The sequence below is a fragment of the Streptococcus sp. Marseille-Q5112 genome, from assembly GCF_916700555.1.
GTDB lineage: Bacteria > Bacillota > Bacilli > Lactobacillales > Streptococcaceae > Streptococcus > Streptococcus symci.
Window position 1 is genome coordinate 303,252 of the sequence record NZ_CAKAKP010000001.1, and the last position, 26,786, is coordinate 330,037.

The following is a 26,786-nucleotide window of genomic DNA, read 5'->3' on the forward strand; positions in this document are numbered from 1 at the left end:
TTTCTCCTATTCTGGGATTTGTTGGGTGATACAGTGGATATTGCCACCGCCTAAGAGAATATCTCTAGCTGGTATTCCGACAACTTTACGGTCTGGAAAACACTTGCTGAGGATATCTAAGGCCACTTGGTCGTTTTTATCCTGAAACTGGGGAACAAGGACAGCCTTGTTGGCGATATAAAAGTTTACGTAGGAAGCTGCTAGTCGTTCACCTGCGTATCGCTCTTCTTCTCCTTCTTCATAGATGTAGCCTAGCAAATCCTCTTCTGTCACAACTTGTCGAACTGCAGGGATAGGCAATTTATGAATAGTAAAGTGACGACCTTTTGCATCTGTCTCTTGTTCTAAGAGTTCGAGATCTGCTTTTGACATGGCATACTGGGGATCATTTTGATCATCTGTCCAAGCCAAAACAAGCTCAGCAGGACCAACAAAGGAAGCAACATTGTCAACGTGTTCATTGGTTTCGTCCTGATAAATACCATAAGGAAGCCAGATAACTTTTTCGGCTCCAAGGCACTCTAATAAGGTATTTTCGATTTCTTCCTTACTAAGATGAGGATTGCGACCAAGACTGAGAAGGCAACTTTCAGTAACGAGAATGGTTCCTTGACCATCGCTATGGATTGCGCCTCCTTCCAGTACAAAAGGTTTGGCATCGTAAACAGGCATTTCCAAGGCCTCAGCAAAACGACTGGCTACTTGGTCATCATCTTCATAGTCTTTATAAAGACCATCGACTGCTCCACCCCAAGCATTGAAAGACCAATCCACGGCTAATTTCTGGCCTTTATCATTGACGAGAATGGTCGGACCTGTATCACGCGCCCAGGCATCATTAGTGGGAATGTCTAAATAAACAACCTTGTCTCCAAGATAAGATTGGGCTTCAGATAGATAATCCTGCTTCACCAAAAGATAGACTCTTTCCCCTTCTGCAATGGTTTTTATAATCTGACTAAATGCTGCTTTAGCAGCTTTTCCTTGAAAAGGCCATGATCCTGGTCGAGTCGGCCATATCATGAGGGTACCATGATGGGGTTCGTACTCTGCTGGCATGCGATAGCCTAATTTTTTGGGACTGTCCATCATGATAATCTCCCTTTAAAATCTTGATATCCAAAGGCTTTAACTAAGCTGCAGTCACCCTGCTCGTCCATAAGATAGAGACTTGGTAATCCAATACCATTAAAGGTATTATTTTTGACAAAAGAATAAATGGCCATATCTTCAAAATAAAGTCTATCACCGATTTGAACTGGATTTTCAAAACTATAATCGCCAATCACATCACCCGTCAGACAGGTATTTGAAGAAAGTCTATAGGTATGGGCTTTTTCCTGTGCCTCAAAGCCATTTCTCAAAGGTGGGCGATAGGGCATCTCAAGTACATCAGGCATATGGCAGGTCGCGGAGGCATCTAAAACCAAGATTTCCATGCCGTTTTCTACAATATCCAATACTTCAGTTGCTAGATAACCTGCATTGAGCGCAATGGCTTCACCCGGCTCAATATAGACTTCAAGATTGTAAGTTTCTCGGATACGCTTGATTTCAGAAATCAGCAAATCTACATCGTAGTCTTCTCTGGTGATGTGGTGTCCACCACCCATATTGAGCCATTTAACTTGATGCAAATAGGATCCAAACTGCGCTTCTACTGCTTTCAAGGTTGTCTCTAAATCATCTGAACCTTGCTCACAAAGGGTATGAAAATGAAGACCGTCCACTAAATCCAACAAATCACTTGGTATCTTGTCTAGAGTAACTCCAAAACGAGATCCAGGTGCACAAGGGTCATAGAGCGCGTGATCTCCTTGAGTTGAACACTGAGGATTGAGACGTAAACCGACACTAATACCAGTCTCTCGACAACGAGCCCCATGCTTACGCAACTGTCTCTCCGAGTTAAAGACGATATGGTCCGTTATCTCAAGCAATTCCTCCAAGTCCGTATTCTTGAAAGCAGGCGCAAAGACATGGACTTCCCCCGTAAATTCTTCTCTAGCCAGCTTCGCTTCATAGAGTCCACTAGCTGTCGTACCAGATAGGTACTGGCTAATCATGGGATAGGTTTTATAAAGAGAATATGCCTTCTGGGCAAGCAAAACCTTGCAACCTGCTTCTTCTTGAACATATTGTAGAATGCGGCAATTGGCTTCTAACTTTGCCAAGTCAATGACGTAAGCTGGTGTTGGTACTTGTTCTAACTTCATCAGTCCACCATTTGTGGATTTTCAACCACAACCCAAGGTAAACCATACTCATTCAAAGCTTCCATGAATGGATCTGGATCCAATTCTTCAAGATTGTAAACTCCAGGTTGTTTCCAAGTACCGTTCATAACCAATTTTGTCCCAATCATAGCTGGAACACCAGTCGTGTAAGAAATGGCTTGTGAACCAACTTCTGCGTAACATTCCTGATGGTCGCAAACATTATAGATGTAAATGGTCTTTTCAACACCATCTTTGACACCTGTAAAGATACAGCCGATATTGGTTTTTCCAACTGTACGTGGGCCAAGGCTGGCAGGATCTGGAAGCAAGGCTTTCAAAAATTGGATTGGTACAATTTCTTGACCGTTAAAGTTAATGGTATCCGTACGAAGGAGACCAACGTTTTCCAAGCATTTCATGTGCGTTAGATAAGATTGACCAAAGGTCATAAAGAATCGAATACGTTTAACACCTGGAATATTTTTGGCTAATGATTCAATTTCTTCGTGGTGAAGGAGATACATGTCTTTTTGTCCAACTTGAGGGAAATCGTACTCACGCTTGATAGACATGGCTTCAACCTCAACCCATTTCCCATCTTCCCAGTAAGAACCTGGCGCAGAAACCTCGCGTAGATTGATTTCTGGGTTAAAGTTTGTTGCAAACGGATAACCGTGGTCACCACCATTACAGTCTAAAATGTCGATATAGTGGATTTCATCAAAATAGTGTTTAAGTGCGTAAGCAGAAAAGACACTAGTCACACCTGGGTCAAAACCAGAACCAAGAAGAGCGGTCAAGCCAGCTTCTTTGAATTTCTCCTGATAAGCCCACTGCCATGAGTAGTCAAAGTAAGCTGTAAAACCAAGTTCCTTACAGCGTTTTTCGTAGATGGCACGCCATTCAGGGTCTTCTGTGTCTTCTGCTTCGTAGTTTGCTGTATCGATATAGTGAACACCTGTTGTCAAACAAGCATCCATAATTGTTAAATCTTGATATGGTAAAGCTACGTTCAAAACAGCTTCTGGTTTATAGCTTTCAATCAGGGCAATCACTTCTTGAACCTTATCAGCATCAAGAGCAGCTGTTTCAATCTTGGTACTTGTTTTACCTTCTAGCTTCGCTTTCAAGTCATCACATTTTGACTTAGTACGGCTAGCAATCATAATATCTGTAAAGGTTTCGCTATCTTGACAAATCTTTGAAATAGCAACTTGGGCAACGCCCCCACATCCAATAACTAGTAAACGACTCATTTTTTTCCTTCCTCTTCTTCTAAAATGTCCTCAACATACTTGGGCAACATAAAGGCTCCCACGTGTAAGTTTGCAGTGTAGTATTCTGTGAAAAGCTGGCGTTTTTTCCAGCCTTCCTTGTCAAAATCTTTGACAGGGTGGTATTTTTTCGATGCAAATCCAAACAACCAATAGCCAGCTGGGCTAGTTGGAATATGGGCCTGATAGACCCGACTGATTGGAAAGGCTTGATTGACCTTGCGGTGCATGCTTCGACAAGCTGACTCATCTTCGTCAAAGAAAGGACTCCCATGCTGATAAATCATGATTCCGTCTTCTTTCAATGCTCTGTAACTGTTTCCGTAAAATTCCTTGGTAAAGAGCCCTTCCGTATGTCCAAATGGATCCGTCGCATCGTTTATGATAATATCATAGTCATCTTCACAGTTTCGCAAAAAGCGTAGCCCATTTTGGTAGTAAATGGTAACACGAGGATCGTCTAGCCCTGCGGCAAAATCTGGGAAATACTCACGACAGACCTCAACCAACATCTCATCTGGTTCCACAATATCGATTTGTTCCAGTTCAGGATAGAGTGTTAATACTTGGGCAACACCACCGTCACCACCTCCAATAACCAAGACTTTCTTGGGATTTGGGTGCACAGCCATGGGAACATGAACGGTCATTTCATTGTAGACAAAATCATCTGCATCTGAGAACAAGACGTGCCCATTTAAAATCAAAATCTTTCCAAAAGCTGGTGTATCCAAGACTTCTATATCCTGCCATTCACTTTTACCAGCGTAGAGTTGCTTGGCTGTTCTCAGGGACAATTTCACATCTGGAGTATGAACTTCAGAAAACCATAAATCCATCTAGTTCTCCTTTCTCTTAATGACGTTGATGTGATTGACCTCGGGATCTTCCGTCCCTTGGAGGGAACAACCACGTTCCTTAGCAAATTGGATATAGTCTACAATTTCTCGTGTAATGCGTTCTCCAGGAGCCAAGATAGGGATTCCTGGAGGATAGCACATGACAAATTCCCCACAGACTTGTCCAACAGATTCGTCTAAAGACAAACTTCTTCTCTCTGAATAGAAGGCTTCCTGAGGAGAAAGGACCAACTCTGGCTGAATATATTCTCCAGCTATCAAGTCCTTCCCATCTCGTGAATAGAGTCTCTTGATATCAGCCAAAGCACCGACTAAGCGCTCGATGTCTTGGATGCGGTCACCAATCGAAATATAGGCCAAGATATTGCCAATATCACCAAACTCGATCTGAATGTCGTATTCGTCTCGTAGGAGGTCATAAACCTCGATACCTGTTAAGCCAATACCCTGAGTGTAAACTGACAGCTTAGTTACGTCAAAATCGCAAACCGAAACACCATCTATTAACTCTTTTGAGTAGGCATAGTAACCACCAATGGCATTGATTTCACGACGAGCGTACTCGGATAGCTCAATGACCTTCTCAAACGACTCTTTACCACGAAGGGCCAAGTTGCGACGTGAAATATCTAAACTAGCCATCAACAAGTAAGAGGCAGATGTTGACTGGGTAAGATTGATAATCTGACGTACGTATTCAGGATTCATCTGCTCCCCGATTAAAAGAAGCGAACTTTGGGTCAAACTCCCACCAGACTTATGCATAGAAACCGCCGCCATATCAGCACCTGCATCCATAGCAGAAATTGGAAGTTTATCAGTAAAATGTAAGTGCGCTCCGTGGGCCTCATCTACCAAAACCATCATGCCAGCTTCATGAGCCATTTCTGTCAACCCCTTTAGGTCTGAACAGATTCCGTAGTAAGTAGGATTGTTAATCAAAATGGCCTTGGCATCTGGATGGTCCTTTATGGCTTTGGCTACTCGGTCATTTTCAAGACCTAAAGCGATACCAATCTTAGGATCTACACTCATCTCTATGTAGATGGGAATGGCACCACATATAACCAGCGCATTAATAGCAGATTTGTGGACATTACGTGGCAGAATAATCTTATCTCCTGCCTTGCAGGTTGACAGAATCATAGTCTGCACCGATGAAGTTGTTCCCCCAATCATGAGAAAGGCATGGGCTGCTCCAAAAGCATCAGCTGCCAACTCCTCTGCATCCCGAATGATCGAAATGGGATGCCCTAAATTATCCAAGGGTTTCATTGAATTGACATCAATGCCTACACATTTTTCTCCTAACAGTTCGACAAGTTCTGGATTTCCCCGTCCACGCTTGTGACCTGGAACATCAAAGGGAACAATCCTTTTCTTGCGTAACTTCACCAATGCCTCATAAATTGGGGCTTTGTTTTGATCTAACTCTTTCAAGACATACTCCTTTACCGTATTTTTAGCGCTTCAAGAAGACAAAGGCGACTAAAGGTTGACTCATGAAAAAAGAGCAGGTTTTCACCTGCTCTGCAATCTTCTGACGTTTTTATGTTTGTTTCTGTTGAGTATGTCTGTTCCCGATGTTTCCTAACTCTCTAGTAGCAAATATTACGTACTTTATTGATCGTTTCACAAGATGACGTGTGCTTTCACCACACTAAAAATTTATGAATTAGGATAAGTGTCCTAACATCAACTTATAAAAGTAGGCTTTTAACCCTATCAATAATGTGGTTTTTCAACCACGCTTCGGCATTCAACCCTGCCTGTCCGTAGGCGTTTTTTACTCGGGTTTATATTTGCTAGAAAACATCATCTCATTTTCTAAGCTTTATTAATATAACATACTTCTAACACTCTGTAAAGTACTTTTTAAAAAAAATATCTATTTTTGTTCGGAAATATAATATTTTATATAGATTTTTATAAACTGTATAATGCGAAAGCGGATATAAAAAGAACTAGAAGGCTCTAGTTCTCAGATTTTGTATTTAACGAATACTATGCTTATTCATTTTTTGTTCAAAGATGGTCGTGATAATCTGACGTAATTCTTCGCGTTCTTTTTCAGGAATCTCACCACTTGTTTGAGCTGCAGCGTAGAGTTCAGGGTGTTCAATTGAAATGCGTTTAATCGTACGTGTCGTAGCATGTTTTCTGACGAAAAATGGGATTCGCTTAATCAAGTCTTGTGGTACTAGAGCAAGAATCTTCTCAGCAGTTTCCTTGTCACTAATCTTAGACGTAGTCAGCCCCTTCTTAATCATTTCCTGTTCTTTTTCTGTAAAATCTTTTAATTCCATTCGAGTAAACCTCCTATTTTCTTTACCTTAAATTATATACCAATCCGGATAAAACTACAAATGGACTGTTTTGAAATATGTGCAATACTCTAAAGAGTGGTTTCTGGCTATTAATGATTGAAATAACCTACAAACTCATCAACAATATAAATAACAGTTCTAGAATTACTGTCATATTATACCACTATTAAAGCTTAACCCACTTATCATTATCCATGATGAAAGGCTTAGCCAGTCCCTCACCTGTGTAATCCGCATATTTGGTGCCTAAATACTTGTAGCAATCTTCCTTGCTGGCAAATTTAATCGCTTGGTAGGGCTCTTCGAAAGTCAATTTTTCTACAAATAAGAAGCCATCATCAGCAGGTACTAAGATCCCAACGTGGCCGACAAACAGATACTCACCATCCAGATTATCGTGCAAGACTACAGATAACATTCGAGCTTTATCGTTAAATTGAAACTGGGAGAAGAATGTTTCCATCTTTTCAGCGTGAACCTTGACATCCGTCGTTGCTTCAGTTGGAACTCTCGAAAATAGAATATCAAATTCTTCCTTATCTTGTGAATCAAAGACCTTTCCCTTATCAATCGCATCGTTATCTATGAAAAGCAATTGGTCATTTTTTTCAAGTTTTGGAATGGTGACTGAATTTTTCAAAAGACAATAACTATTGATACGACAGTTTGTACCAACGAAATCGCCCTTCTTTTGATTCCAAAGGTTGCTAATTTTTTCAACATCGTATTCGGTGTGAGTAAAGGAAGTGAAATCTCCTGATAAACCTGTCGAGCCGACAATGGTATTATAATCATTTACAAGATTAAAAAATGCATCAACACTATTTGGATCCAAATGGGCTGATAAGAGAGATTTGACCTCTTCTGTACTTACCTGATTGTTTAGGTTGGTGTATGAAGCTTTCCATGGAACTTTAGCTGAACTGGTTTGCCTTTGATTCGTCCGTTCAGAAGTAGTATTTTGTTGTTGACAAGCTACCAAGCCTAAAAATAAGACAGAACAGATTCCTAATGTCGCTAATTTTCTTGATTTCTTCATCTTCTTCTCCTTTTAAAGGTTTAGTAACTAGCCTTATTATACTATATAAATTGAACTTAAGACCCTAATCTTCATCCACTACTTTTTAGAAAATCACAAATCCTTTTTGAGAGATGACAAGCTGATTCTCCGATTCTTGGCAATTGCTTGCTAGTGCTACGGTTTCCTTCTCTAAAAGATACTCTTCTTTTGATTGGTTGAATATTGCTTTTAGGACCTGTCCATCGTATTTCCATTCCAAAGCTACTACATCAGCTTTGATTTCTTGAAGGCTATACTTACCATGCTGAATGGTTGATGATGTGTGTTTGCGAATCTTGATTAGCTTCTTCATGAAATTCAGCATATCACTGTCACTTGATACACGTTCCCAAGGCATACAACGTCGACAATCTGGGTCTGGTCCTCCGGTTAAAGCTAACTCTGTTCCGTAATAGATGCAAGGTGTTCCTTTTTGTAAAAAGAGAAAGGCTAGGGCTGATTTAACCAGTTGAACATCCTCATTGGCCGTCCACAAAATACGTTCTGTATCATGAGAATCCAAGAGATTAAACATAACCTCTGAAATCTGCTGTTTGTAATACATAGATTGGCCATTGATTTCATCGATGAACTGGTCTGTCTTCTTAACACCTCGTAAGAAATACTCTTTGATGCTATCAGATAAGGGATAATTCATAACAGCATGGAACTCATCGCCATTTAGCCAAGGCTGAGACGTATGCCAGACTTCTCCAAGGATATAAAGATCAGGCCTTTTAGCTAAAACTGCCTTACGAAAATCCTTCCAGAACTGATGGTCAATCTCATTAGCCACATCCAAACGCCAAGCATCGATATTAAACTCTTCAATCCAATAAGTCGCAACCTTTAAAAGATAGTCCTTGACCTCTGGATTGGCTGTATTTAGCTTAGGCATATAGTCCTCGAAACCAAAAGCATGATAAGGTAGCTCCCTCTTATTAGCAAGCTTATCAGTCGTCACTGGGAATTGTTGAATATGGAACCAATCCTTATAAGCAGATTGCTCACCATTTTCGACAACATCTTGCCATTGAGGTGATTGCGAACCAATATGGTTAAATACAGCATCCAGCATGATTTTCATACCTCGCTGATGCGCTTCCTCGACCAGCTCCCGAAAGGTCTCCTTATTTCCAAAATGACGGTCAATTTCAAAGTAATCTGTCGTATTGTACTTATGATTGCTCGTAGATTCAAAGATAGGACAAAGATAAAGTCCAGTAATACCCAAGTCTTGCAAGTAATCCAGATGGTCAACAATCCCCTGTAAATCACCACCAAAGAAATCATCACTATTAGGTGTGATAGATGAATCCCAGTCTAAAGTCCCTTCTGGGTTTAATAGAGCATTTCCATTAGCAAATCTCTCAGGAAATATCTGATACCATACCGTATTTGAAACCCAGTCAGGAACCATACAGGCATCAATTTCATGAAGATAAGGCAACTTAAATCCGTTTCCAATGGCATGAAGATTTTCTAGAGAATTTTCCACACACCCTTTATCGCCATACAAAATGCTTTGGCCTTCTGTATCCTTGAGTTCAAAGAGATACTGGATACGTGCAAAGTCGACGGACACTTCAACCTGCCAATGGTCAAATAAGGCATCAGAAGTTATCTTGGCCATTTTCTTTGTATCTTGATAGAACTCCTCCATAAAAATAAAAGGATCACCATAATGCAAGTTGATGCTTTCAATATCCCCTTTCTTAGTTCTAATCCGAATATGAAGTTTCTTATCCTTGTAAAGATAGGCATACTCTGACTCAGGTCTATGGTAAATAGCACTTAATTCCATTAATTTGTCTCCTAGAGTTTTAATTCCAATTTTACGCAAACGTTTTCATAATTGTGATTCTAGTATACTACTTTCGTATTTTATTTTCAAGGCTTGTCCGTAGATTCTAGTGGTTTGGTTCTATAAATAAAAAAGTAGCCAGTCTTACAACTTGCTACTTTTCAAATGATGATTTACAAATATCTTTGCAACCACTCTATTTTTTTAAAATCCTTATTGTTATTGTGCTCATTTCGATAAGAATCTTGGGAAGAAGCCTTGTAAATGCTTAAAAACTGTTCCAAACTTGGAACGCGAAAAGTGATGTCATCGAGATGAATCAGCTCTATATCCGATTCCGAAACTCCTGCAAAATCTGGTAAAGAATCGATACTTCCGAATTCAACACTCAGACCATCTTTTTGGAATTCATGTTCATGAATATCTATTAAGGCGTAGCCTAAATGTTTCATCACTTTCATTATCTTGTCCCACTCATAAATTCTGAGATGATCAGGTGCTTCCCAACCTCTAGGATCACCAGGCACATGAATGTCAATGTCAGACGGCCTCCATTCTTCATTTGAACGGTATTCAAAACCCAAAGACCCCATGAGCGTCGGTGTGATTCCGATTTGGTTTAAATGAGAACAAATTGTTCGAAATTCATCAAATAGAGAATTCATTCCTCCTCCAATCATTGATATAGAACTTAATTTCGTTGTGAATAATAAACTAATTTTTACCTTCTACTCTTTCGGTTTTGAAAATACTTCTACTCTCTGAGCTAGGACTTTGATTTCTACAGGTAGGTTATCCGATTTATCACCGTCAACATCTGACTCCAATTCACTATCTGAAGAGATCTTAATATTACGCGCTCTGATATACTCAATATTATCATTGCCGACAACATCTCCTTTTAGTAAGTCAGGAATAACGGATAATTTAGAAAATATTGAAGCATCTTTTAGAATCAAAATATTGGCATAGCCATCTTTGTCTTCTTCAAAGATTTTCTTATCAGCGAAGTAATTTGTCAAGAGAACCAAAACATGACTAGCTTCACCTACATAATTTCCATTTTCTGTCTCGACATTAATATTAAAGACCTGATCCGTCATAACAGACTTCATGGTATTTACAGCATAGGCTAAAATACCGAATTTTGTCTTGTCCTCGATTTCAACATTGTGAATCGCCTCAGGTAGAGAACCGATACTAAAGATATAACCAAAATAGTTATCATTTGCTTTACCGATATCAATCTTATTGGTTAAGTTAAAATCCAGTTCATCAATCGCGCCATCGATGTCTTGATTGATTTCCAACAGTTTTGTAATGAGGTTACCCGTCCCACCTGGGATAATCCCTAACTTAGGAATGTAGTCTCTCTCAGCAATACCCGAAATGACTTCGTTGACAGTCCCATCTCCACCAAACACAACCACTGCATCGTACTGCTCACGAGAAGCTTCTTCAGCAAAATGTGTTGCATCCAAAGCTTTTTCGGTAATTTTGGTTTCTACGTGCTCAAAGTATTCTTTTGCTTTATTCTCCAGCTTTTCTTTATAATCCAAAGCCTTCTCGCCACCAGAGGTAGGGTTGATAATTACCATTGCTTTTTTCATTAATTTCTCCTTAATTTTAAATAGAAATGTTTACATTTCGCCATATGTAAGTAAATGTAATCTTATTATACAATGAAAATACGGAAAAGAGAAATATGATGTACTGGAGATTAAAATGCTTTTATTCTATTTTCCCATCTAATGACTACATCCTTTAAGGGGTTATCCAAGTAAGAATAGGCCTTATCCTTTATCCAATCAGGAATACTATATGCTGCCTCTGCTATGCTGCCAGTGATTGCTGCGAGTGTATCACTGTCACCACCAAGTGAGATGGCATTTCTTATCGCATCTTCGAAGTCTCTACTTTCAAGAAAGGCAATAATAGCTTGAGGGACAGTTTCTTGACATGTTTCGTTAAAACGATAGTTAGGACGGATTTCATCTAAAGTTTGAGATAGATTGTAGCCGTATGTCTTCTCTATATAATCCTTAATCCGTCTTTTACACTCTGTATGATGGTCATTAATTGGTTGCTCGTATTCTCTACAATAACCACCAAAGTAAAAACGACAAAGAAAGATAGCATCAACTGTAGCCATAGCACCTTTGACACCTTCTGGATGATTATGGGTTACCTCTGCAGAAAGGCTCGCAAGTTCTCTAGATGATGGCCACATTCCGGTTCTCGCATAAAAACTACAGTCCATGTCCCAAGCGCATGGAGAAACACGCATAGCCGAACCATTCCCAAAGCTATTATAAGGCTCACGGTTATCGCTCTTTAGCCACGCATTAAACCGAGCACCATAATCAGCATCTGGAGACAGTCTGCCATATTTCTTCATCGCGTCAATGAAGTCGTCTTTTTGTCCCCCATTCATAATCGCTTCTGCAACAGCACAGGTCATAACCGTGTCATCTGTAAAAAAGCAGTCCTTCCGAAATAAAGGAAAGTCTTTTATTTTGATATTGTTCCATTCGTAAACAGAACCGACAATATCTCCAATAATTGCTCCTAGCATAAGATTCCTCCTTGTGAACTCTTGGTTTAGACTGATTTTCCTATTTCCCATACTCGTTTATTTTATCAGCATATTCAGTCAAAAGATTCTTTGAATAAACTTTTTCATTCTTTGAGTCTCGGACTTCTTTCCAAAGAATAGAAGCTACTTTTAGTTTGTTCGAGTAGGTGCGACTATTTTCGTCTGCACAGAAATCCTTTAAAAACTGATTCCATTGACAAACCGAATGATCATATTTAGCATAATCTGAATTTCCATAATAGACTTTTAGCATATCTTGGATTGTAAAACTCAAATCATTTTCTCTTTTTACTTTTCTCCAAGCTGTAGCCATATCAGCAGTAAATTTAAATGGCGAAACACCAGTTAAAGTTGAGAAATATTCTCTAAAGTGAGTGTTAAAAGAGAATCCACATTCAAACAAGGGTGTATCTAAGCTAATAGCTTCTACTTGTTTCTTTTTCCTTTTTATTGATGACTTTTTAATCAACTTCCCCTTAAAGTACTGCTCAATAATATCATTTAGTTCCTGCTTTGTCCCTCTATATTCAAGTCCTAATGACTTGCAAATCTGTGAAAGTTCATCACGATACCAATAGTATTTATTAAACTCATCAAAGGATACGATTTTATCAAACTCAGGTCTGCTTTCTATCAATATAACACCTCCTTAAAACCAATTTAGGTTGTCATCTCAAAATAATGGAGTTTTAGTTTCTTTATTTTGAGTATTAGCTACGTTTCACTAACAAACTCACACACTCAACATGTGGTGCTAGTAAACTTCTATATTATAGAACGAAAGGGATAGAGTTGTTTTTTAAAATTAAACTTTAGAACGAAAGTATATACTGTCTTGTACCAAATGCTTATTTCAAATAAATGTGTAAAATGATTTATTACTACAATAGTTAATCATTTACTCCAATAACACTATGCTCTATAAAAGCAAATTTACCAATAGTACCTTTTCTCACTTAGATATTGTTCTTTTTGTTCTCTAGAATTTTCATGATTTCTATTTCCTAATAATTCATCTGTTGAAGAAACTATTGGGTCTATCCAGTCAACTTTGGATCTAATCCAATCAATTTCCTCTTTACTAAGTTTCCCTGCTATCTCCAATTTATCAGCCATCAATCTTAAATCATTTGCTGTTTTAAAATCTTCTAGCATATTAAGAAGAGACATTGTCCGCTTCTTCTCTTCTTCGATTCTATTTTGTAATTTTCTTTTTCGCTCCTGCTCCTCTTCGTATTGTCTTGCTCTCTCTTCACGTTCAAGTCGTAAGTTCTTAACTTTATAATACTCTTGGTAAATTAAAACAATTATTTCTGGTATTGATTGTTCAAGTGTGAATTCTTTAGTATCTTTAATGTATTTACCATCTATTATCTTAAATCGAAATTTTCCATTTGGAATATAGTCATACTTCTTTATTCTTGGTTTAAAAGCATATCTATTAAACTTAACGCTATCATTGTACTCTGCTAGTTCTTTAGCTTCTTCTTTCGTTAATTCATGACTTACTTTGTCTGTTGATTCTATAACTTCAAAACGAACAATATCCTTTTCAATTTGAATATCCCAATTTGAAGTTACATTATCGCCGATTTTTTCAATAACAGTAACTAGTGTATCTAAAAAGCGATATAAACGTGGAAGAGAATTTAGTGAAATACTTTTTACAAATTTAGGTTCTTTTAAATCATTATATCTGTGCCTAGAATCAAAGTAAGGATAAGAAGCTGCTTTTTCCCTCTTATTCCACTCTGTAATTTTATCTCTTAGATTAGCTACAGATTGATGTAATCTCTTATTTGGAGCCTGGTTTAGGTTTGAAACTGCTTCAATAATACGCTCTATTTTATCGTCCTCTATAAATGATAATGAACTTCTTATACTAGTTGTATCAAGTTTAAAAATATCTTTATTTTTATCTTCTGAACTCTCTTCTTTATGTTTACTAGGTTTTATTCTATTGTTCTTTAGACTTTTTCTATCAATATTAACTTCATTTACGTCATTTTGTGGTAATGGAATAATAAGTTCACTTAAATCTTGTCCAGTATTCTTACGATACCAATAACTACCATTTGGAATTGGAATTTCAAATTCTTTGCATTTCTTAAGTAAGTCTGAATAGCTTAAATCATATTTCAATGCAACTTGTTTTGCACTCATCTCCCAGATTTCTTCATAGAGTTCTTCTCTAGAAAAGGTCTTTATCATCTTCATTTGAAACACCTTTACCCTTATACTTTACATCACCGTTTTTATATTTACCAAGCGAAAACGCAAATTCAAAAACCTCTAATTCTTCACTTCTGCATTTTCGCTTAATATAAAAAGTAAATCTTGTTTTAAACCGTTAAATTCCTCTATAATTTTATCTAAACTAGCTTCAATATTTTCAACACGGATCTCTGATAGCTTACCGTGATTGTATGAAATCATTCTTTCAGCAATAATATGATATGACCAACTCTCAGTGAAACGTCTATCTCTTTCTTCGTTATGAATAGCAAAACCAATTGGAAGAAGATTGTTTCTAAGACCTATCGCAACTGCCTGTGAACTTATACCTAAATAATCACCAGCAATTTTTAATGTGATTTTATTTAATTTTCTAATATCTTCATCGGTATATTTCGGCATGTCAGCACTCCTTTGTTATAATCCAAAATGCAATAGTTTTAGACCTGTCATAAAATCTGAATAACAATTCTCCCATGAAAGATATCTATTATTTTCATCAAGATTTAAATTGTTATCAAATTCAGTTGATGATTTAATAATTATATCGAATTTTTCTATATTTCCTATTTTCCTAATCAACTTTAAAACATATAGCGTTTTTATTATCTTCTTATTCTATTATATCATTATTCAAAGTAAAAAACTGTAACATACTAGTTACAGTTTTTTACAGATTTACTTCTGGTTCTTCTAAAAATTTATAAGTTCACTTTCAGGAATGTTAAAAACATCATATTTTTCAAAATAGGGTTTCACCATTTCTTTCCATCTAGCTTTATGAAAATTGATTGAGTTTAAAGGAGATAGTCCATAATTTCCCAATGCATAACCATCATTCACTTCAACTACAAGTGTTCTGCCATCACGAGTGACACCGATATCTAGTCCATAAGCTATTGGAGCATCTTTCCAACATGATATGGCTTCATCAATTACACTAGGATCAAATTGTGCATGATAATCACCTGTATAGGGGCGAACATCTAATACGCTACCATCTAACACAAAACAACGCCATTCTGCTATGAATTCTACAACCTCACTAATCCATATAGGATAGTCGAAAGGTAGACCAATACCTATCAAATCACGGGTTCCATTAACAACTCTTCCTGTAAAGACTTTTGATCCAGCTTTAGGTTTAATAAATTTTCCCCAATTATCAGGTATATTTACAATCTCTCCTAAAACACCTGCATAAATCTTTCGACCATAAAACTCTTTAAGCTCAATAGGATAGTCGTAAACCGGAACGTTTAACCCCATCATTTTTAGTAATGCTCTGGTCTCCGTTATATAATCTATAACTGCATCATCGCTTGTTAACTGTTTTATTTCAGAAAAAGATTGATATAAAACAACTTCTTCTCCTTGTAAGTAGGCACCTACTTGAGCATTGTATTTATTAATTGAAACCTCATTTGGTAATTTACTTTGTCTAATATAAACAACCATTTTATCACTCCTATATCACTAGTGTTGCACCTATTTGTAAAAAAAATAATAGCATTTTCGCTGTTATTTTTTTGAGTAAATAGCTCCCATAATATCATCGAAATAATCAACGGTATTTAGGAGTAATTCAATAACTTGGGACTTTGTTAGTCGCATTCCTCTTCTATCTCTAGCATCTTCTACTAAATTTTCAAGTTTCTCTAAATTTTTATCATCCAAGCTAATCATTATTCTATTTTTATCTGTTGCCATTTTCTTCACCTCAAGTCAATTCTATCACAGGTGTAACACTTATGTCAACTGATTTTTATAATACATTAGTTTAAAAGTGGGGAGGTTTTTTAACACAGTAACTTTAAATCTTTGGTATTAAAAAATTTCCACAGTATTTATAGAAATAAAATCTATCTCAAATAAGTTATCAGGTCTAGTATAAATTATGAGCGGATACTCTAATACGTCCCCTCTAAACAAGAAAACGGCTTACACTCAAGGGTTCTCTTAACCCCCTTTGTTACAAGGATTTGACGATTTTACTAGCAAATCTACATGCTGATAAGGAACTTTGGTTGACTATTGAATTTCTCCAACCTCTTCTTTAACATATCCCTCTACATCTTCAATCTCTAAAAATATTGGGTCTAAGTAACACAAGAAATGCCAATCTTCTGCACCTTTTTTTCTGTAGAGAATCGCTTCACCGTCTTCACTTCTGAAAAAGCTTCTGTCTACTTCATATCCACTGCATTCTAGAAAGTCTTTTGCCTGCCGATAGTTCGCTTCTCTTGCTTCCACTTAGGTTTTAACTTCATCGTTGTTAACAACATAGGCATCGATTTTGGAATAGCCTTCAATTACTTTTTCGTTTGGTTCGGATAGATTCGAGATTTCTTTCCAAATAATGTCAACATTTTCCTCAGGATCAAACATAAATTTAGACAAAGGTACAATGTTTCCGTTATAGATAATTTCCAGATAGTCTGGTAGATTTGTAGGATTAAAAAACTCTACTTCAAATCCATCTTCTGTTTCTAAAGTATATCCAGGGATTTGAGCTACAAAAGTTTTCCCCTCTTTTATTGAATCAAACGCTACTATATCTTTAGAATAATCATTTTGGTACAATTCCAATATAACCATCGATAATCTTTCTATTTTCATCATTAGGCTAATGTAAATAAGCACGTCACCTGATCAGTTCAGGCTTTCTGTATCATCTCATCATATTCCCTCCTCATTCTCCGAGTCCTATCCCATGGGCGGAGCATCTGCTTCTACTTCGCTGATGCTTCAGCTCGTACAAGCAGTGATACCGCCTCAACGTGATGCGTTTGTGGGACTCAAAAGGTTTGGGTGAACCTTTTGAGGATTAGCTACGTTTCACTAACAAGCTTACACACTCGACATGTGCTGAGAGCTTTCTTCTATACTAATAGACGAAAGGGTGTGAAAATGATTTTTAAATGATACTGTGGAACGGAACAGTAGCCCTAGTATTGACTACTGTCGTTTCTATTCATATTGGCTATTCTAGGACTGAGATGAAAAAATCTATAAATGCTCAGAATAAAATTGAACCCGCAAATCTCCCCAAAACAATGGTGAGTCATGTACTTGTATTATTCCGAAAAAATACACCTCTGGTGCAGTGAGACAAATTGGTGTATCTTATAGTGGCTTCGTAGATGAAAGCTATACTCTACTATCACTCTTTGATGATGTAGAACAAATTGAAAAAGATAATAGACTTCAGACAGCTATTGATGTTGTCAGAGAACAGTTTGGTTTTTTAGCCATACAAAAAGGAACCGTCCTAACTGAAGGTTCCAGAAATATTGAACGCAGTAAACTTATCGGTGGTCATTCCGCGGGTGGATTGGAGGGATTAAAATGAAACAAGAAAAAAATACAGTACAATTTTCAGAAATCCGTAGCAAAGGATGTAATGATATTGAAATGCTTGAAAGATTTTTACATGGAATCGTTGAAACAGCAACTTCAAAACTTCGTCAGAGAAAACTCAAAACAACTGAAATATCGATACGACTAGTACATGCTAAATCTGAAAACCGATTACCATTGGAATTTACATTTAGCATTAAGCCAACAAGCTCATCTGTGATAATCTATACTGAGGTAATCAATCGCTTTAAAGAATGTTACACAGGTGGGGGAATTCAAGGTTTTACGATTCAATTTGATAAAAATACCCTTGCCTCTGCATAGAAAGGATTTGATATGATTGACCGTTCATATTTACCATTTCAATCAGCAAGAGAGTACCAGGATACAAAGATGCAAAAATGGATGGGCTTTTTCCTATCTGAACATGCATCAGCACTCTCTGATGATACAAACAAAGTAACGTACATGTCTGACTTATCACTAGAGAAGAAATTATTACTCCTCAGTCAAGTATACGCCGGGCAGCTACGCACACGCATTCAAGTGATTGAAAAAAACAAGCGTGTTTCCTACACTGGAACAATACCAAGTCTGACCAAAGATTTCATTTTGATAAAAACTACAACAGGTCACATCAATTTGAAATTAAAAGACATTATTAGTATTGAACTTGTCGAGGAGGTGCTCTATGAATCAGCTTGAGTTTCAGCGTAATCACCTACAAATGGACTATTATAGCGAGAGCTACCAAGATTTTGAACGTGACTTCTACCGCTACTCTAACATGAATATTCCATTGACCTTCCTAACTGATGATATCCTAAAAACAATGGCGACTTCACGTAAGAATTACTTTGTCCTCAATAAGGAAAAGTCCAGAGATAACCGCGATCACTTCTTCATATTTGAAGTAAGTACCGTAGATGAGAATCCGCTAATCTATCATTATACATATAAGAAAACTACAATATATTTAGCAGAAAAATAGGAGCAGTTCAATTGACTGTTCCTATTTTTAATATTCATAAAATCTAAAGTCTTTATACTCTTTAACAATGGAGTCGCCAACCAGAACAGACTATACTGACCAGCGACTACCTTAAATTTAATGTTTCAGATTTATTTTCTTATCTCTAATTTCATAAACTACATCTGCTACATTTTCGAGTAATCGTTTATCGTGGGTGATAAACACGATAGTTCCGGTGTACTCCTTCATTAGTATTTCCAAAGCCTCTAAACTTGGTATGTCAAGGAAGTTACTGGGTTCATCCATTATTAGGATGTTATATCTACCCATGAGCATTTTAGCAAGCAACAATTTTATAATTTCTCCACCGCTTAAAACAGATAAACTTTTTCCAATATCGTTCTGTTTGAACCCCATAGATGCTAGCACTGAACGAATTTCTGATATATTGTAGTCACAATCCTTCTGCATAAACTCCATAACATTCTGATTACTGTTGTACTTGTAACCATTCTGTGCAAAGTAACCTATTTTTGCCTTAGGCGAAATAGAAATTCCTTCTTCATGGTTTAAGATCATTTGGATTAAAGTTGTTTTTCCGATTCCATTACCACCAGTTAACGCCACTTTTGCTCCTAACGGAATTTGAAAAGATGCATTTTCAAACAGAGCCTTATCCCCAAATACTTTATTAATTTCTGCACCGACTATAGGGTATGGATTATGGAGCTCCAATGCTTTACTTTGCCTGAAACGAATTCTGCGAATGCCTTCCGGAGCTTCTACTTTTCCTAAGGCCGCAATCCTGTGCTCTAGGGTTTTAGCAGCATTATACATCTTTTTTTCCTTACTTCCTATTGATTTTTGATGAGCTAAACGCCCTCCGTCTTCAGTACTTTTTTTCTTTGAAGAACCTTTTGCCTTCTGTTCTATTTTACGAGCCTGTTTTCGCTTTTCCTCCGCAGCCCTTTCCAATCGGGCACGTTCCGCAATAAATTGTTCGTATTCTGCAGCTTGGCTCTTACGTTCTTCCTCTTTCTGACGAAGATAATCAGAATAGTTTCCCCAATACTCAGTGATTTTGCCATCTTTCAGTTCCCATATTTTATCTACTATTTCATCAAGAAAATAGCGGTCATGGCTAATAACTAACAGTGCACCTGTAAAATATTTTAGCTGTCCTATTAGAAAATCAATTCCTTCACGGTCTAAATGGCTCGTAGGTTCATCCGCTAAAATACCATGAACCTGTGCCGATAAGGCCTGTGCTATTTTAAGCCTTGTTTCTTCACCACCGCTCATAGTCTGTATATTTAATTGCTCAACACCTAGCTTGCCTACAAGTGCAAAATCTTTTTCCTCCTGCAGAGTTACTTCGTCCAACTGGGGAATATAGGCAAGTTCACCCAGACGATTCATTTTACATCCTGGGGGAGTTAATTCTCCTAAAAGTACCCTGAGTAAAGTGCTTTTTCCAGCACCATTTGCTCCTACTAAACCAATACGGTCATAATCATATACTTCTAATTCATTTATATCTAAAACATCGCGTCCTTTGAATTCCACACGAATGTCTTTTGCTTTTAATATTAATTCCATAACATTTCCTCCTGTCTATAATCGCATGCTTTCATTTGCTTGTATGCAGGGAAAACCCTGCGATTTTAGCAGGAAGAGTTACATGAAAATAAGATACATAAATATTCCTCCAATATTGTTTATTTTAAATCTAATTTTCTAACCTCAGTTATCATTTGGCAAACTATAGCAATGCCAATAATTAAAATACCTGATAGTAAAAACCAATGATTTACACCGATTTTATCAGCAAAGAATCCAGAAAGAATTAACCCAATTGGCATAGCAAGTGACATGATACTTCCGATCAAAGAAAATACACGTCCTAAATATTCAGGCTTAATTTTCTCCTGAAAAAGAGCTGTTTGCACACCGCTATAAAATGGCACCGAAAGCCCCATTATTGCACAGCAAACTACGAATATTACAAATCCATTTGGAGGAAGTATTCCCGAAACGGCTAAACTGGTCCCCATTATAAAAAATGAACTTGTTATTAGTAATACATGCTTTTCGAAGCCCCCTAATCTTCCTAATAATAAGCCTCCTGCTAGCATCCCAAATGCAAAGGAAATTTCCGTAATAGAAATATGCACAGGCGTTCCATTAAAGTGTTCCATGCTTATTAAAGGAAATAGTGCATTGATTGGCATATAAACAAAAGTATATAGTGTTCCTAAGAGTAATAAGGCAAACAATCCTTTGTTTTGTCTCAGAACCACAACTCCTTCTTTCATCTCCCTTATGAAATTTGGTTCTAAACTTTGCACTTGATTACCCAGCTTAGGTATACGTACAATTGCTACCGTAATAGATGCAATCACAGCACCCAATACGTCGATGGCAATAATAGCATTTAAATCCCAAACGGAGTATAAGAGTGCTGCAACTGCCGGACTAACAATATAGCTTATAGACTGCAAAGACTGACTATAGCCTGCGCATTTCGTTAGCTGTTCTTCTGGTACTAAAAGTGGTGTAACCGCATTGAGTGCTGGGGTATGAAAAGCTGTTCCAATGCTACGGATAAACAATACTATCATAATCATCCAGACAGGTAGCTCCATACAGAATGCAACAATAGCAAGCACTGCACCAGCTGCTGCGATAATTAAATCGGCACCAATCATTATCTTCTTCCTATCATGACGATCCACTAGCACACCAATGGCAGGTCCCAAAATCGCATAGGGTAAAAAACCTACTAATGAAGCCATAGACAAGACCATCGCAGATCCTGTTTTTTCTGTAAGGTAAAAAATAATCGCCATTTGCAGGATGGCACTAGTGATTAATGATACTGCTTGCCCTGCCCATATTGCATAAAATTTTCGTTTCCAATTGTTGTATTTTTCCATTTATATTATCTCCTGCATATTATTTTGCTTGAATTTCTATTTTGAATAGCATTCTAGGCAATAAAAAATGCAGGCCAAACCCCACAATGTGGCTTTTGGTCTGCATACATACAATTTGGAAACATTCATATTAAAGACATAGTTAAATAAAGGTATAGTTAAATAACCAATATCCTCACCGTAACTAATGAATGCTCAATATCGTATAAATAAGCACAACAAAAAAGCCTATCATCGGGTATAGATTCTGCTTTTTTTATTGCCAGCTTATCTTAAACGCATTGAGGCTGTCATAGTTTCGGTTCCTCCTACATCTTTGTTTATATCAATTTATAGTATAACACAACAAGATGATATGTTCAATATAAAAGTTATGGAATGAGACTCATACTTCCAATTCGATGCCAGATTTAAAGGATATGACGAAGTTTTCTTCATAGACTGTAACGCTCTGGATTATCTTCCTTAGTAGCAAGCGATTAGCTTTCACAAAATCTTCTGTTTGTAGTTTTAAAAATTCATCAGGATTTTCTAACTCAACCTCAAAATATTTCATTTTACATTCCCTCATTTCATTTATTGATAAATTGAGTTTGCAAAAAAGAGTGGACAATTTTTGTCTACTCTTAACCTTTAAAATAGTTTTTTTTAATCGATTTGAAGTTGCCTAAATTATTACTTATTCGGTAAAATGAAGTATTGCTTTCAACAGATTTCCTTCAACTACACTTCACTTGATTCAAACAAGGTGGGTACATTTCTATTCCCACAAACTCCTTGTCAATGGAAACAAACACGTACCCACAGGGTAAATGGAAATAGAAACTGATAATTTCTAGCTATCACTTCTACTCATTCCAAAAATTTTCTCACTCTGATACTTACCCACCATAAAGCAAAAAGCCTTGCAATCAAGGCTTTCATTATCCCTTTCGTTCAAAGGTTTCTAAGCTTTTACGAGCAGAGCGACACACTCAGTGGTTCGCTATCTCCGTTCTGTCTGCGTGCTAGCACTTGTCAATCACGGACAGCTATCGCATGGGCGGAAGTAAATGCTAATCTTCGTCGTTTTACTCCTTGACTAGCAAACTTACCGCCTCAACATGATGCGTTTGAGGAAATAAATCCACTGGCTGAACTTTCTTCAACTCATATCCCAATTCTTGGTAGAGTTTGATATCACGCGCCATGGTGGCGACATTACATGAGATATAGGCGATGCGGTCGGCTCCTGTTTGGCTACTTGCCTTGATAAAGCTTTCTGTGAGTCCTTTTCTTGGTGGGTCCACTAGTATAAGGCTTGGTTGAATTCCATCTTTAAGCCAATTTTTCATAGCATTTTCAGCTGTGTCACAAACATAGTGGGCATTTGAAATATTGTTTAGCTGAGCATTCTTTTTGCTATTCTCAACCGCTTCTGGAATCACTTCGACACCATAGACTTCCTTGACATGTTTCGCAACAGAAAGACCAATCGTCCCGATACCAGAATAGGCATCAATGATCACATCGTCTTCTTTTAATGCAGCAAAGTCAATGGCTGTTTGATAAAGCTTCTCTGCCATTTGAGTATTGACTTGGTAAAAAGCGGGTCCAGCGATTTGGTAGTCATTTCCCAACATCTGATCAGTGATAAAGTCTTGTCCATAAAGTGTGCGCCACTCCTTACCAAAAATCGCATTTGTATTTTGGTCGTTGATATTCTGCATGACAGACACAATCTCTGGGAACTGCTTGATGAGTTGTTCAATCAATTGCTCCACTCGGAAAATTTTAGGACGTGTAGTCACTAAAATAACCATGATTTGTCCTGAATAGTGTCCGCGACGCACCACAAGATTTCGAATCAAGCCAGCTTGTTCCTTTTCATCATAAGGTTTCAAATCATAACGACGGAGCAAGTCGCGTAGGGCTACAACTACCTCATCAATCACAGGATCTTGGATAAAGAAATCTTCTAGAGGCATGAGGTCATGGGAATTCTTACGGAAAAATCCTGTTTCCAAGACACCATTAACACGACGAACAGGCACCTGCGCCTTGTTACGATACTTAACTGGATTTTCCATACCAAGCGTTTCAGCAACCTCTATATCAGTAATTCCAGCAATCTTGTAGAGACTGTCCTTAACTTGCTTGGTTTTAAATTTGAGCTGTTCTGGATAGGCAAGATGACCTAAATCCGCGATTCCTGAACGCAGGTAAGCCAAATCTAGATCTTGATTACGGTGTGGTGATTGAACAAGGTATTCTTCAACCTTCCCAAAACCAATCTTTTTATTAACCTTGAGGACTCGCATAAGTATTTTTTCACTCGGTAAAGCATTCTCAACAAAAAATACCAAACCATCCACCTTGGCAACTCCTGCACCTTCATGGGTCAAGTCCACAATTTCAACTTCTACAATATCATTTTTCTTTAACATTCTTTTCTCTTTCTATCGGCCGACAAAAAAGACGGCAACGTTACGGTTACCATCTATTATACCATGAAATTTCTTAAGAACCAAAACTCTTGAAGAAGTTGACAATGGCTTGCCAGAGGGAGCTTAGGAAATTACCGCCGTCCTCTAGCGCCTTATCAGCATCAAAGTTAAGGTTGATATTTTTAAAACTGTCTCCAGCTTGTGATACGATGCTTTGTTTAAGGTCATTCAAGGTTTTAGTGAAGTCTGTATTGCTGAGGATATCACTCTTTGAGAGATTCAAAGCAAAATTGATGATGATATTGATCTGGTTTCCTGTTATAACCTGATCAAGTTTATAATTTTTCAAGGTATCTTCAACGATTTTGCGGACATCTTCCTCCGTCAGATTTCCCTTGCTTTCTTTAGCTTTGGCGAGTCCTGACTTGATATCAGCTAGGGCAACGTTTAATTTATTAGCATCATAGCCAGTTTTGTCCTTGTTTTCAGCATTGATATCGGACAAAGCCTTCAACTCTTCTTGAGCCAAATCTTTGTTGGCTTGTGGCACCTTGGCTCCATTAGCTTCTAGCGAATAGTAAATCCCGGCTAAGGCACTCTCACCTGTAACTGGAATAGGTGCTGCTACAGTGATTTTGGCGTGTTCTACACCCAAAGTTACGGCTGCATTGCGGTACATATCCTGCGTCACCTTAGTAATGTTTTCTGGTGTTTCAATCTTGACCTCAAGTGGTGATTTGTCACCTAGTTTTTGAATCTTGGCTGATGAATACAATTGTAAGCTAGAGTCATTGGCAACATTCATAATCTTAGAATAGACATCAGGTGTCATGGTCTTGAGTTCTTTTGTGTCTGTTGAGGCATTGTAGCCTAGTTTTTTAAGGGTTTGATTTTTTTGGTCTTCAGACAATGATGAACCTAGGACATATTCAGGTTGGACGTAGGTTTCATCGATAACTTTTTGAACATCTGTTGCTGCATGGACGCTATTCATAGCTGTTACTGCCAACAATACCGCAGCACTAGTCAGAAAGAGTTTCTTTCTCATAGGGATTTTCCTCCTTTACCTTTCTAGAGTAATATATCTATCTTAAAGAAAACTTATAACAAAAACATCTGGACTAGCCAGATGTCGAAAAGAGAGTGAAACATTTGATGATGTAAAGGTTGAGTTGCACCTGTCTAGAATAATAATAGTTCCCTCCATTTACATAGAGTTCGGCTCCATGAAAAATGGAAATGGGATGAATATAACTATAAGTCTTTCCAGTGGTATTACCAAGCAAGGGAGCAACAGTCTCACGAGAGTACTGTTTGGCCAGAGCCAAGGTGTTTTTCTTACCATTTTGGGCGATAAAATCGATATAGGCAGGTCCAAAATTATAGGCTTGAACAGCCGTCCATACATCTACCCCCTTCTTCTGGGCAAGATAGAGATTATCTGTCAGAGTTTGAACGCCTTGCCGAATGCTAGAGGCATTATCATTGATGGTGTTGGTGGAACCACTTGCAGACTCACTAGACTGCATAACATCGCCTTCTTTTCCTTTTGTTTCAGTATAAATCATAGCGAGCACAAGCTCTTCGTTTGCTGGGGTGTCTTTTTCACTCAAGATCTCTCGCACCATGGGTTGATAGGTCATGACTTGCTTGACATCTTGGTGAACGCGGTAAGCTTTATATCCAGCAAAAAGGAAGACTGCTAGTACAAGCACTCTTCGAATTCGTTTAAACATTATTTACTTTGGATATCCTCGATATTTTTGATTAAGATAGAGTAGGTTCCATTGTCGTTTTGGATAAACTCAACAGACTCAGCGTCTTGATAGACGTTATTGGGAACGATGAGCTCAATTCCATTTGACAAGGAAAGTTTTTGGTTTTCAAATTTTTTAAGCTGACGACTGGCATCAATTTCATCAAATTGAACAGGTTCTGGTACAGCTTCTTTAACTTGGTCAATAAAGCTTAATCGAGCTGTCAGATTGTTATCAAAAAGATCATTGGCCAGTTTTTCAGGTGACAATTCATTGCTTTCTTCCAGATTGTTAAAAATAGCTGATTTGACCTTGGATTGAAATTGAAAGTCATCTGTGTTAAAAGTCTCAGCAATTCGCTGTGCCGTTTTTTCCAGTTCCTTGATAGATTTCTTGGGAGAAATCTTAGGGGAAACGGCAAGAAGATTGTCTGAAAAATAGTTCAAGAAAGTCCCATTGTACTTGATGCGTTTTTCAATGAGATGGTACTTGCGACTCTGAAGATTGACCACCAAGGCCTCATCAGCACCCGTTCCAAATCCAGGCAGGTTATTCTGAGTCAGCTTGATTGGATTATCAACTTCGCCACCGAGGTGGGTCAGGGTCTCACGCAGAGCAATTCGCAAGAAAGCGAAATGTTCCACGCCTTCTTTAGAAAATTGCACAAAAATCAAGTCATTGGTCTTGAGGTTTTCTGAAATGCTGAACTCCTCTTTCCAGAGATTAGCCAGCGTTATTGATGTCTCCAACAAATCGTCAGTGATGTGATTGAAGAAGGGATTTTCTTCCTCGAAAATCCCAGTCTTGGCTTCATCTGAATACACACGTTCAATTTTTCTACGCAGGTATTCTTCGATTTTTGGAGTAATATTGAGAAACTTATCCGCTAGGAACAGCTCGGTATCATCCGGACTGAACTGATGGATAATGGCTTTCTTAATATAAATGTCCATAAAAGT

27 protein-coding genes and 1 pseudogene are annotated in these 26,786 nt (G+C 37.7%); 4 read left to right on the forward strand and 24 right to left on the reverse strand.

Annotated features, from left to right (window positions below; translation table 11 throughout):
• Positions 1-6: 6 nt before the first annotated feature.
• The 17 genes and pseudogenes from aguA to LG372_RS01635 all read right to left on the reverse strand — a co-directional run bounded on the left by aguA (position 7) and on the right by LG372_RS01635 (position 16,973).
• Positions 7-1,092 (reverse strand): agmatine deiminase, encoded by a 1,086-nt coding sequence (aguA, locus tag LG372_RS01555; protein WP_225741954.1) that lies wholly within the window; start codon positions 1,090-1,092, stop codon positions 7-9.
• The gene (gene nspC / locus LG372_RS01560) at positions 1,089-2,216 is read right to left on the reverse strand and encodes a carboxynorspermidine decarboxylase (protein ID WP_225741955.1); all 1,128 of its coding nucleotides are present in this window, start codon (positions 2,214-2,216) and stop codon (positions 1,089-1,091) included. Before nspC ends, aguA begins: the two co-directional genes overlap by 4 nt.
• Complete coding sequence (locus LG372_RS01565) at positions 2,216-3,475, reverse strand: saccharopine dehydrogenase family protein (protein WP_225741956.1); 1,260 nt, start codon at positions 3,473-3,475, stop codon at positions 2,216-2,218. Before LG372_RS01565 ends, nspC begins: the two co-directional genes overlap by 1 nt.
• Entirely contained in the window at positions 3,472-4,332 is an 861-nt protein-coding gene (gene speE, locus LG372_RS01570; protein WP_000366713.1) for a polyamine aminopropyltransferase, read from the reverse strand. Before speE ends, LG372_RS01565 begins: the two co-directional genes overlap by 4 nt.
• Entirely contained in the window at positions 4,333-5,793 is a 1,461-nt protein-coding gene (locus LG372_RS01575; protein WP_225741957.1) for an aminotransferase class I/II-fold pyridoxal phosphate-dependent enzyme, read from the reverse strand.
• Positions 5,794-6,347: 554 nt separating this feature from the next.
• Positions 6,348-6,659 carry a hypothetical protein gene (locus tag LG372_RS01580; RefSeq protein WP_020901364.1) on the reverse strand — a complete coding sequence of 104 codons (312 nt, stop codon included), beginning with the start codon at positions 6,657-6,659 and terminating at the stop codon, positions 6,348-6,350.
• Positions 6,660-6,846: 187 nt separating this feature from the next.
• Positions 6,847-7,719 (reverse strand): DUF4300 family protein, encoded by an 873-nt coding sequence (locus LG372_RS01585; protein ID WP_225741958.1) that lies wholly within the window; start codon positions 7,717-7,719, stop codon positions 6,847-6,849.
• An 85-nt stretch (positions 7,720-7,804) separates the two neighbouring features.
• Entirely contained in the window at positions 7,805-9,544 is a 1,740-nt protein-coding gene (locus tag LG372_RS01590; RefSeq protein ID WP_225741959.1) for a glycoside hydrolase family 13 protein, read from the reverse strand.
• Positions 9,545-9,717: 173 nt separating this feature from the next.
• The gene (locus LG372_RS01595; RefSeq protein WP_020901360.1) at positions 9,718-10,209 is read right to left on the reverse strand and encodes a phosphoribosylanthranilate isomerase; all 492 of its coding nucleotides are present in this window, start codon (positions 10,207-10,209) and stop codon (positions 9,718-9,720) included.
• Between the two features lie 63 nt (positions 10,210-10,272).
• The gene (locus tag LG372_RS01600) at positions 10,273-11,154 is read right to left on the reverse strand and encodes a diacylglycerol/lipid kinase family protein (protein ID WP_153219507.1); all 882 of its coding nucleotides are present in this window, start codon (positions 11,152-11,154) and stop codon (positions 10,273-10,275) included.
• Between the two features lie 110 nt (positions 11,155-11,264).
• The gene (locus LG372_RS01605) at positions 11,265-12,119 is read right to left on the reverse strand and encodes an ADP-ribosylglycohydrolase family protein (RefSeq protein WP_225741960.1); all 855 of its coding nucleotides are present in this window, start codon (positions 12,117-12,119) and stop codon (positions 11,265-11,267) included.
• 40 nt (positions 12,120-12,159) lie between these two features.
• On the reverse strand, positions 12,160-12,777 hold the full coding sequence (locus tag LG372_RS01610; RefSeq protein WP_225741961.1) for an SAP domain-containing protein: 618 nt from the start codon (positions 12,775-12,777) through the stop codon (positions 12,160-12,162).
• Positions 12,778-13,073: 296 nt separating this feature from the next.
• The gene (locus tag LG372_RS01615; protein WP_225741962.1) at positions 13,074-14,357 is read right to left on the reverse strand and encodes a cellulose synthase; all 1,284 of its coding nucleotides are present in this window, start codon (positions 14,355-14,357) and stop codon (positions 13,074-13,076) included.
• A gap of 75 nt (positions 14,358-14,432) precedes the next feature.
• A complete protein-coding gene (locus LG372_RS01620) occupies positions 14,433-14,777 on the reverse strand; it encodes a hypothetical protein (RefSeq protein ID WP_045606823.1) in 345 nt (114 codons plus the stop codon).
• Positions 14,778-15,068: 291 nt separating this feature from the next.
• The gene (locus tag LG372_RS01625) at positions 15,069-15,833 is read right to left on the reverse strand and encodes an ATP-grasp domain-containing protein (protein ID WP_225741963.1); all 765 of its coding nucleotides are present in this window, start codon (positions 15,831-15,833) and stop codon (positions 15,069-15,071) included.
• Between the two features lie 63 nt (positions 15,834-15,896).
• Positions 15,897-16,085, reverse strand: coding sequence for a hypothetical protein (locus tag LG372_RS01630; protein ID WP_000179769.1), 189 nt, complete (start codon positions 16,083-16,085; stop codon positions 15,897-15,899).
• A 321-nt stretch (positions 16,086-16,406) separates the two neighbouring features.
• A pseudogene (locus LG372_RS01635) lies at positions 16,407-16,973 on the reverse strand (hypothetical protein).
• 508 nt (positions 16,974-17,481) lie between these two features.
• Here LG372_RS01635 and LG372_RS01640 point away from each other — a divergent pair.
• From LG372_RS01640 to LG372_RS01655, 4 genes are read left to right on the forward strand one after another with little or no spacing between them, the layout of a single operon-like run.
• Complete coding sequence (locus LG372_RS01640; RefSeq protein ID WP_001813542.1) at positions 17,482-17,727, forward strand: hypothetical protein; 246 nt, start codon at positions 17,482-17,484, stop codon at positions 17,725-17,727.
• Positions 17,724-18,059, forward strand: a complete 336-nt coding sequence (locus LG372_RS01645) for a hypothetical protein (RefSeq protein ID WP_000806926.1) — start codon at positions 17,724-17,726, stop codon at positions 18,057-18,059. Before LG372_RS01640 ends, LG372_RS01645 begins: the two co-directional genes overlap by 4 nt.
• Positions 18,060-18,071: 12 nt before the next feature.
• Positions 18,072-18,440 (forward strand): hypothetical protein, encoded by a 369-nt coding sequence (locus tag LG372_RS01650; RefSeq protein WP_000567222.1) that lies wholly within the window; start codon positions 18,072-18,074, stop codon positions 18,438-18,440.
• The gene (locus LG372_RS01655; RefSeq protein WP_001072467.1) at positions 18,427-18,726 is read left to right on the forward strand and encodes a DUF5960 family protein; all 300 of its coding nucleotides are present in this window, start codon (positions 18,427-18,429) and stop codon (positions 18,724-18,726) included. The genes LG372_RS01650 and LG372_RS01655 overlap by 14 nt, the downstream gene beginning before the upstream one ends.
• A gap of 117 nt (positions 18,727-18,843) precedes the next feature.
• Here the strand turns inward: LG372_RS01655 and msr(D) are convergent, their stop codons facing one another.
• The 7 genes from msr(D) to LG372_RS01690 form a co-directional block, all read right to left on the reverse strand.
• A complete protein-coding gene (gene msr(D), locus LG372_RS01660) occupies positions 18,844-20,307 on the reverse strand; it encodes an ABC-F type ribosomal protection protein Msr(D) (RefSeq protein ID WP_000420313.1) in 1,464 nt (487 codons plus the stop codon).
• Between the two features lie 119 nt (positions 20,308-20,426).
• Entirely contained in the window at positions 20,427-21,644 is a 1,218-nt protein-coding gene (gene mef(A) / locus LG372_RS01665) for a macrolide efflux MFS transporter Mef(A) (protein ID WP_000417519.1), read from the reverse strand.
• Between the two features lie 385 nt (positions 21,645-22,029).
• Positions 22,030-22,200: a hypothetical protein gene (locus LG372_RS01670; RefSeq protein WP_000873143.1), complete on the reverse strand. Its 171-nt coding sequence runs from the start codon at positions 22,198-22,200 to the stop codon at positions 22,030-22,032.
• A gap of 514 nt (positions 22,201-22,714) precedes the next feature.
• Entirely contained in the window at positions 22,715-24,070 is a 1,356-nt protein-coding gene (gene rlmD, locus LG372_RS01675) for a 23S rRNA (uracil(1939)-C(5))-methyltransferase RlmD (RefSeq protein WP_225741964.1), read from the reverse strand.
• A 73-nt stretch (positions 24,071-24,143) separates the two neighbouring features.
• Positions 24,144-25,118 carry a DUF1002 domain-containing protein gene (locus LG372_RS01680; protein ID WP_225741965.1) on the reverse strand — a complete coding sequence of 325 codons (975 nt, stop codon included), beginning with the start codon at positions 25,116-25,118 and terminating at the stop codon, positions 24,144-24,146.
• Positions 25,119-25,191: 73 nt separating this feature from the next.
• Positions 25,192-25,806, reverse strand: a complete 615-nt coding sequence (gene pmp23, locus LG372_RS01685) for a cell wall hydrolase Pmp23 (RefSeq protein ID WP_060805440.1) — start codon at positions 25,804-25,806, stop codon at positions 25,192-25,194.
• Positions 25,806-26,780 carry a nucleoid-associated protein gene (locus LG372_RS01690; protein WP_225741966.1) on the reverse strand — a complete coding sequence of 325 codons (975 nt, stop codon included), beginning with the start codon at positions 26,778-26,780 and terminating at the stop codon, positions 25,806-25,808. The genes pmp23 and LG372_RS01690 overlap by 1 nt, the downstream gene beginning before the upstream one ends.
• Positions 26,781-26,786: the final 6 nt, after the last annotated feature.

Bases quoted from the DNA above. Each gene is read 5' to 3' on its own strand.
- aguA (WP_225741954.1), bottom strand. From the start codon at position 1,092: ATGATGGACAGTCCCAAAAAATTAGGCTATCGCATGCCAGCAGAGTAC.
- nspC (WP_225741955.1), bottom strand. From the start codon at position 2,216: ATGAAGTTAGAACAAGTACCAACACCAGCTTACGTCATTGACTTGGCA.
- LG372_RS01565 (WP_225741956.1), bottom strand. From the start codon at position 3,475: ATGAGTCGTTTACTAGTTATTGGATGTGGGGGCGTTGCCCAAGTTGCT.
- speE (WP_000366713.1), bottom strand. From the start codon at position 4,332: ATGGATTTATGGTTTTCTGAAGTTCATACTCCAGATGTGAAATTGTCC.
- LG372_RS01580 (WP_020901364.1), bottom strand. From the start codon at position 6,659: ATGGAATTAAAAGATTTTACAGAAAAAGAACAGGAAATGATTAAGAAG.
- LG372_RS01585 (WP_225741958.1), bottom strand. From the start codon at position 7,719: ATGAAGAAATCAAGAAAATTAGCGACATTAGGAATCTGTTCTGTCTTA.
- LG372_RS01590 (WP_225741959.1), bottom strand. From the start codon at position 9,544: ATGGAATTAAGTGCTATTTACCATAGACCTGAGTCAGAGTATGCCTAT.
- LG372_RS01595 (WP_020901360.1), bottom strand. From the start codon at position 10,209: ATGAATTCTCTATTTGATGAATTTCGAACAATTTGTTCTCATTTAAAC.
- LG372_RS01600 (WP_153219507.1), bottom strand. From the start codon at position 11,154: ATGAAAAAAGCAATGGTAATTATCAACCCTACCTCTGGTGGCGAGAAG.
- LG372_RS01605 (WP_225741960.1), bottom strand. From the start codon at position 12,119: ATGCTAGGAGCAATTATTGGAGATATTGTCGGTTCTGTTTACGAATGG.
- LG372_RS01615 (WP_225741962.1), bottom strand. From the start codon at position 14,357: ATGAAGATGATAAAGACCTTTTCTAGAGAAGAACTCTATGAAGAAATC.
- LG372_RS01620 (WP_045606823.1), bottom strand. From the start codon at position 14,777: ATGCCGAAATATACCGATGAAGATATTAGAAAATTAAATAAAATCACA.
- LG372_RS01625 (WP_225741963.1), bottom strand. From the start codon at position 15,833: ATGGTTGTTTATATTAGACAAAGTAAATTACCAAATGAGGTTTCAATT.
- LG372_RS01630 (WP_000179769.1), bottom strand. From the start codon at position 16,085: ATGGCAACAGATAAAAATAGAATAATGATTAGCTTGGATGATAAAAAT.
- LG372_RS01645 (WP_000806926.1), top strand. From the start codon at position 17,724: ATGAAACAAGAAAAAAATACAGTACAATTTTCAGAAATCCGTAGCAAA.
- LG372_RS01650 (WP_000567222.1), top strand. From the start codon at position 18,072: ATGATTGACCGTTCATATTTACCATTTCAATCAGCAAGAGAGTACCAG.
- LG372_RS01655 (WP_001072467.1), top strand. From the start codon at position 18,427: ATGAATCAGCTTGAGTTTCAGCGTAATCACCTACAAATGGACTATTAT.
- LG372_RS01670 (WP_000873143.1), bottom strand. From the start codon at position 22,200: ATGAAATATTTTGAGGTTGAGTTAGAAAATCCTGATGAATTTTTAAAA.
- rlmD (WP_225741964.1), bottom strand. From the start codon at position 24,070: ATGTTAAAGAAAAATGATATTGTAGAAGTTGAAATTGTGGACTTGACC.
- LG372_RS01680 (WP_225741965.1), bottom strand. From the start codon at position 25,118: ATGAGAAAGAAACTCTTTCTGACTAGTGCTGCGGTATTGTTGGCAGTA.
- pmp23 (WP_060805440.1), bottom strand. From the start codon at position 25,806: ATGTTTAAACGAATTCGAAGAGTGCTTGTACTAGCAGTCTTCCTTTTT.
- LG372_RS01690 (WP_225741966.1), bottom strand. From the start codon at position 26,780: ATGGACATTTATATTAAGAAAGCCATTATCCATCAGTTCAGTCCGGAT.